Source organism: Kitasatospora sp. NPDC056651, from assembly GCF_042792155.1.
Taxonomy (GTDB): domain Bacteria; phylum Actinomycetota; class Actinomycetes; order Streptomycetales; family Streptomycetaceae; genus Kitasatospora.
Window position 1 is genome coordinate 1 of the sequence record NZ_JBHTWX010000191.1, and the last position, 6,719, is coordinate 6,719.

5 protein-coding genes are annotated in these 6,719 nt (G+C 70.5%); 2 read left to right on the forward strand and 3 right to left on the reverse strand.

Annotated elements, in window-relative coordinates; genetic code table 11:
* On the forward strand, positions 1 to 349 hold a 349-nt coding region (locus ACFRAR_RS37715), incomplete at its 5' end, for an HAD-IC family P-type ATPase (protein ID WP_380704807.1).
* Positions 350 to 455: 106 nt separating this feature from the next.
* On the opposite strand, the gene ACFRAR_RS37720 is transcribed toward ACFRAR_RS37715, so the two are convergent.
* The 3 genes from ACFRAR_RS37720 to ACFRAR_RS37730 form a co-directional block, all read right to left on the reverse strand.
* Entirely contained in the window at positions 456 to 1,175 is a 720-nt protein-coding gene (locus ACFRAR_RS37720) for an SDR family NAD(P)-dependent oxidoreductase (protein ID WP_380704809.1), read from the reverse strand.
* 561 nt (positions 1,176 to 1,736) lie between these two features.
* Entirely contained in the window at positions 1,737 to 3,026 is a 1,290-nt protein-coding gene (locus tag ACFRAR_RS37725) for a citrate synthase (RefSeq protein WP_380704811.1), read from the reverse strand.
* Between the two features lie 226 nt (positions 3,027 to 3,252).
* Complete coding sequence (locus ACFRAR_RS37730; protein ID WP_380704813.1) at positions 3,253 to 5,490, reverse strand: ATP-dependent RecD-like DNA helicase; 2,238 nt, start codon at positions 5,488 to 5,490, stop codon at positions 3,253 to 3,255.
* Positions 5,491 to 5,683: 193 nt separating this feature from the next.
* On the opposite strand from ACFRAR_RS37730, the gene ACFRAR_RS37735 reads away from it, so the two are divergent.
* Complete coding sequence (locus tag ACFRAR_RS37735; RefSeq protein WP_380704815.1) at positions 5,684 to 6,475, forward strand: VOC family protein; 792 nt, start codon at positions 5,684 to 5,686, stop codon at positions 6,473 to 6,475.
* Positions 6,476 to 6,719 lie beyond the last annotated feature (244 nt).

A 6,719-nucleotide genomic window follows, 5' to 3' on the forward strand; every position in this document is an offset into this window, starting at 1 on the left:
GGTCGTGGCGATGGTCGGCGACGGCGTCAACGACGCGGCCGCGCTCGCCCAGGCCGACCTGGGCCTGGCGATGGGCACCGGCACCGACGCCGCCATCGAGGCGGGCGACCTCACCCTGGTCCGCGGCGACCTGCGCTCGGCGGCCGACGCCATCCGGCTCTCCCGCCGCACCCTCGCCACCATCAAGGGCAACCTGTTCTGGGCCTTCGGCTACAACGTGGCGGCGATCCCGCTGGCCGCCGCCGGCCTGCTCAACCCGGTGATCGCGGGGGCCGCGATGGCCTTCTCCTCGGTCTTCGTGGTCAGCAACAGCCTGCGGCTGCGCCGCTTCCGGCCCGAGTCGGCCTGAACCCACAGGAGCCGGCCCGAGCCGGCCGGAACCCACCGGAGCCGCACGCACGAGGGCCCCGGACCGCCACCGGTCCGGGGCCCTCGCCGCGAAGCGACACGGAGCCTCAACGCCCCAGCAGCTCCCCGCCGTTGCAGTGCAGGATCTCGCCGGTGATGAACCCGGCCTCGGGCGAGGCCAGGAAGTGCACCGCCGCCGCGACCTCGCCGGACTCGCCGATCCGCCCGAGCAGCGTGCGGGCCGCCCGCCGGGAGACCTCGGCCTCGTCCAGCCGGGGCCCGAAGAACTCGGTGCCCGCGACCGTGCCCGGCGCGACGATGTTGGCGGTGATCCCGGAGGTGCCCAACTGGGCGGCCAGGAAGTGGTTCCAGGCGTGCAGCGAGGCCTTCGCCGCACCGTAGGAGCCGGCCCCGCGCAGGGCGGCGATGGAGCTGACGGTGACCACCCGCCCGGAGCCCGGGGCGAGCCGGTCGCGGACCGACTCGGTGAGCAGCACCACGGTCAGCACGTTGCGCTCGAAGTCGCCGCGCCAGCGCGCCAGCAGGGCGTGCGGCCCGCCGCCGACCACGGTCTCCCGGCTGCCGGCGTTGTTGACCAGGACGTCGATCCGTTCGGGGAGCCGGGGGAGCGCGGCTTCGACGGCGTCGGGGTCGGCGAGGTCGCACACCAGCGGGGTGACGTTCGGCCCGAGGTCGGCCGCGGCCTTCTCCAGGACCTCCCGGCGCCGGCCCATGATCACCACGTGGTCGCCGGCCTCGACGAACCGCCGCGTGACTTCGTACCCGATTCCCGTGCCACCGCCGGTGACGACGACGTTCCTGGCCATCTGCCCACTCCCTCCCCAGTTCCGCCGTCGCGCTGCGAATGTGCGCGACGGTCCGTACCGGAATGCCACGATTCCTATCACGCTCGGTTGCCGTGGCTGCGGGGAGGGTGACGTCCCGCCGGAGTGAACGTGTGATATGAGCGGGGTACGACGCGCACACGGAGCGTGGCGAGAGGCAGCTCACACCCCCCGGGCGTAACTTCTCACACCCTGATACGTCTTAGGTTGGTAGTGCGGCAGTTTTTCCGATGGGCGAGGACACGCTGAACGGCAATGTGTCCCCGCGCTTCCACCGGGCTGTCGCCGACGGGGCTCCGGCGGGCCCCGGGAACGGTCGTCGTCCTCGACGGCCTTCGCGCACGACGCCGGGGTTCCGGCGGGCCGGGGACGCTTTGAGCGGCCGTCCCGGGCTGCGGCCGACCCCGGAGTCGTGCGCCGTGCGGTTCCGTCCCCGTGCGGGCCCCTCGGGGCACGCCACCGGGACGCGCAGGGGCCCGGCCGCTCGACAGCGGCCGGGCCCCTCTCAGCTTCCGTGCGGGCCGGTGATCGGCTCCGCTCCGGTCAGCGGGCGTCCAGCGGGACGTAGTCGCGGATCTCCGTGCCGGTGTAGATCTGGCGCGGACGGCCGATCCGGCTGGTCGGGTCGTTGATCATCTCGTGCCAGTGGGCGATCCAGCCCGGCAGCCGGCCCAGGGCGAACAGCACGGTGAACATGCTGGTCGGGAAGCCCATGGCGCGGTAGATCAGGCCGGTGTAGAAGTCCACGTTCGGGTACAGCTTGCGCGAGATGAAGAAGTCGTCCTTGAGGGCGTGCTCCTCCAGCTTGAGCGCGATGTCGAGCAGCTCGTCGCTCTTGCCGAGCTGGCCGAGCACCTCGTGCGCGAGCAGCTTCACCTGGGCGGCGCGCGGGTCGAACGCCTTGTAGACCCGGTGCCCGAAGCCCATCAGCTTGACGCCGGATTCCTTGTTCTTCACCTTCGTGATGAAGGCGTCGACGTCGCCGCCGTCCTTCTGGATGCTCTCCAGCATCTCCAGCACGGCCTGGTTGGCGCCGCCGTGCAGCGGGCCCCACAGGGCCGAGATGCCGGCCGAGATCGAGGCGAACAGGTTGGCGTGGCTGGAGCCGACCAGGCGCACGGTGGAGGTCGAGCAGTTCTGCTCGTGGTCCGCGTGCAGGATGAGCAGCTTGTCCAGCGCGTTGACGACGACCGGGTTGAGCTCGTAGTCCTCGGCGGGGACGGCGAAGGTCATCCGCAGGAAGTTCTCGACGTAGCTCAGGTCGTTGCGCGGGTAGACGAAGGGCTGGCCCATCGCCTTCTTGTACGCGTACGCGGCGATCGTCGGCAGCTTCGCGAGCAGGCGGACGGTCGACAGGTGGCGCTGGCCCGCGTCGAACGGGTTGTGGCTCTCCGGGTAGAACGTGGACAGCGCGCCGACCACCGAGGACAGCATGGCCATCGGGTGGGCGTCCCGCGGGAAGCCCTGGAAGAAGCGCTTGACGTCCTCGTGCAGCAGGGTGTGCTGGGTGATCTCGCGGTTGAACTCCGCCAGCTGGTCCGCGCTAGGCAGCTCGCCGTTGATCAGGAGGTACGCGGTCTCGATGAAGCCGCCATCGGAGGCAAGCTGCTCGATCGGGTAGCCGCGGTACCGCAGGATGCCGTTGTCACCGTCCACGAAGGTGATCGCGGACTTGTACGCGGCGGTGTTACCGAAGCCGTTGTCCAGGGTGACCAGGCCGGTCTGCGGCAGCAGCTTCGAGATGTCGAAGCCGGAGTTGCCCGCAGTGCTCTCGACGACGGGGTACTCGTACTCGCCGTCCTGGTACCGCAGTACTACCGAGTTGTCGCTCACGTCTTCCTCACCGACGAAATGAATCCTCTTCCAAGGTGCCCTGACTGCCTCTACCATCCCCCATCCGGAGGACAGTCGCGCACCCGGGGTGGCCCGATAGGGCCCTCCCCTACAAAACCTGCCGCCGCAGCCGGTACGAACCGGACAAGATCGGCACCCACCCTAGGCTCTGCCGTAAATCTCTTCACGTCAAGAGAACATTAGAGGCAACCATCGCGTTGGATAATCATCCAGCTGCCAGCCGGTGGTCGAGTGCGGTGTGCCTCCGACCTGCGCTGACGGCCCGGACAGCCTGTCCGATCGCCTTGCGTGACCCCACCAGCACCACGAGTTTCCTGGCCCTGGTCACAGCGGTGTAGAGCAGGTTCCGCTGGAGCATCGTCCAAGCGGACATGGTGACCGGAATCACCACGACCGGGTACTCGCTGCCCTGCGAGCGGTGGATCGTCACCGCGTACGCGTGGGCCAGCTCGTCCAGTTCGTCGAACTCGTACTCCACCTCCTCGTCCTCGTCGGTGAGCACCGTCAGCCGCTGGTCGTCGACGCTGAGGGCGGTCACCACTCCCACTGTGCCGTTGAAGACGCCGTTCCGCCCCTTGTCGTAGTTGTTGCGGATCTGGGTGACCTTGTCCCCCACCCGGAACGTCCGGCCGCCGGAGCGGCGTTCGGCCAGCCCCTCCCGGGCCGGCGTCACCGCCGCCTGGAGCAGGGTGTTCAGGTTCCCCGCCCCGGCCGGACCGCGGTGCATCGGCGCCAGCACCTGCACGTCCCGGCGCGGGTCGTAGCCGAACTTCCCCGGGATCCGGCGCGCCACCACGTCCACCGTCAGCCCGGCCGCCCGCTCCGCGTCGTCCTCGGCGAACAGGAAGAAGTCCGCCAGGCCGTCCGTCAGCGGCGGCCTGCCCTCGTTGATCCGGTGCGCGTTGGTCACCACGCCGGACTGCTGCGACTGCCGGAAGATCCTGGTCAGCCGCACCGACGGGATCGGCCCGCCTTCGGCCAGCAGGTCCCGCAGCACCTCCCCCGCACCCACCGAGGGCAGCTGGTCCACGTCCCCCACGAACAACAGGTGGGCGCCCATCGGCACCGCCTTGACCAGCTTGTTCGCCAGGATCAGGTCCAGCATCGAGGCCTCGTCGACCACCACCAGGTCCGCGTCCAACGGCCGGTCCCGGTCGTACGCGGCGTCCCCGCCCGGCTTCAGCTCCAGCAGCCGGTGCACCGTCGAGGACTCCATCCCGGTCAGCTCCGACAACCGCTTCGCGGCCCGGCCGGTCGGCGCCGCCAGCACCACCTTCGCCCGCTTCGCCAGCGCCAGCGCCACGATCGACTTCACCGTGAACGACTTGCCGCAGCCCGGACCGCCGGTCAGCACCGCGACCTTCTCGGTCAGCGCCAGCCGCACCGACTGCTCCTGCTCCGGCGCCAGCTCGGCCCCGGTCCGCTTCGCCAGCCAGTCCAGCGCGACCGGCCAGTCCACGTTCCCGAACCACGGCATCCGGTCCTCCTCCGAGCGCAGCAGCCGCCGCAGCTGGTTGGAGACCGAGATCTCCGCGCGGTGGAACGGCACCAGGTACACGGCGGTGACCGGCTCGCCGCCCTCCCCCGGGACCGCCTCGCGCACCACGCCCTCGGACGCCACCAGCTCCGCCAGGCAGTCGATCACCAGCCCGACGTCCACCTGGAGCAGCTTCACCCCGTCCGCGATCAGCCGTTCCTCCGGCAGGAAGCAGTGCCCCTGATCGGTGCTCTGCGACAGCGCGTACTGGAGGCCGGCCTTGACCCGCTCCGGACTGTCGTGCGGGATGCCCACCGCCTGGGCGATCCGGTCCGCCGTCAGGAAGCCGATGCCCCACACGTCCGAGGCCAGCCGGTAGGGCTCGTTCCGCACCACCCCGATGGAGCTGTCGCCGTACTGCTTGTAGATTCGCACAGCCAGCGAGGTGGACACCCCGACCCCCTGGAGGAAGACCATCACCTCCTTGATGGCCTTCTGCTCCTCCCAAGCCGCCGCGATCTTCTTCGTCCGCTTCGGCCCCAACCCCGGCACCTCGATCAGCCGGCCCGGCTCGTTCTCGATCACCTCCAGGGTGTCCACCCCGAAGCGCTCCACGATCCGCTCGGCGAACCGCGGCCCGATCCCCTTGATCAGCCCCGAGCCCAGGTACCGCTGGATGCCCTGGACGGTGGCGGGCAGCACCGTGGTGTAGTTCTCCACCGTGAACTGCCGCCCGTACTGCGGGTGCGAGCCCCAGCGCCCGTGCAGCCGCAGCGACTCGCCGACCTGCGCCCCCAGCAGCGCGCCCACCACCGTCAGCAGGTCGTTCGCGCCCCGGCCGGTGTCCACCCGGGCGACCGTGTAGCCGGTCTCCTCATTGGCGTAGGTGATCCGCTCCAGCACGCCCTCGACCTGCGCCAGCTGCCGTGGCACCTGCTGTCCGGACTGCGCCGTCTGACTGCTCACCGGACCCCCTTCGACCGGTACGGGTGGAACATTCCGCTACGCACCGTACCGTCCGTCCCCGACAGGCCCACCCGCCCGGGGCCCGCCGGCCCCTGCCGTGCACCGCAACCACCGAGGTGCCAGGCTGGGAGGCACCCAGGGGGGCCGTCGTCGACCGCGCCCGCCCGGGCCCCGTCCGAGGAGCAGTGCCACCGTGCTCAACACCGAATTCCGCCCCGGCTCCCCGGTCTGGCTCGACCTGAGCAGCCCGGACTCCCGGACGTCCGTCGACTTCTACACCGCACTGTTCGGCTGGACCTTCGACTCGGCCGGTCCCGACGCCGGCGGGTACGGCTTCTTCCAGCTCGACGGCCGGACCGTCGCCGCCCTCGGCCCGCTCCCCGACGAGAACGCCTCACCCGGTTGGACGCTCTACTTCGCCACCGAGGACGCCGACCGCACCACGGCCCTGGTCCAACAGGCCGGCGGCCGCGTCCGGTTCGCCCCCTTCGACGTCTTCACCGCGGGCCGGCTGGCCGGCTACACCGACCCGACCGGTGCCGACTTCGCCGTCTGGCAGCCGCGTGACACCCGCGGCCTGGACCTCGTCACCGAGGAGGGCAGCCTCTGCTGGACCGAGTGCTACAGCATCGACGCCGAGCGCGCCAAGTCCTTCTACCGCGCCGTCTTCGACTGGCAGGAGCAGGACGTCCCCCTCGGCGAGGTGATGTACACCGTCCTCACCCCGACCGGCGGCGGCACCGACGACGCCCACGGCGGGATCATGCAGCTCAGCCCCGACCACACCGCGCGCGGCACCACCTCGCACTGGCTCCCCTACTTCGAGGTCCCGAACACCGACGCCAGCCTCGCCATCGCGGCCACACTCGGCGCGACCGTCCGCATCCCGGCCATGGACGTCCACGGCGTCGGCCGGCTGGCCCAGATGGTCGACCCGCACGGAGCCGTCTTCGCCGTCATCACCAGCACCAAGCCCGGGGGGTGACGGTCCGAATGGGGTCTCACGACCCTTCAGGAGGGCCGTGAAGGGGTGCTACGGGCGTAGACAAGGAACAGGCGGGGAAGTGAGCGTCCCGGCTCCCTGATCGCGGCCGACGCGGCCGTTCTGGCGATCCACTTGGATCCGGATTTTCCCCGGAAACGCGAAGAACCCCCATCCGGAAACCGGATGGGGGTTCATTCACAATAATTGTTCGGCGGCGTCCTACTCTCCCACAGGGTCCCCCCTG

What these genes read in the sequence shown, in the direction of transcription:
- ACFRAR_RS37720 (WP_380704809.1), bottom strand. Translation starts at nt 1,175, where the DNA reads ATGGCCAGGAACGTCGTCGTCACCGGCGGTGGCACGGGAATCGGGTAC.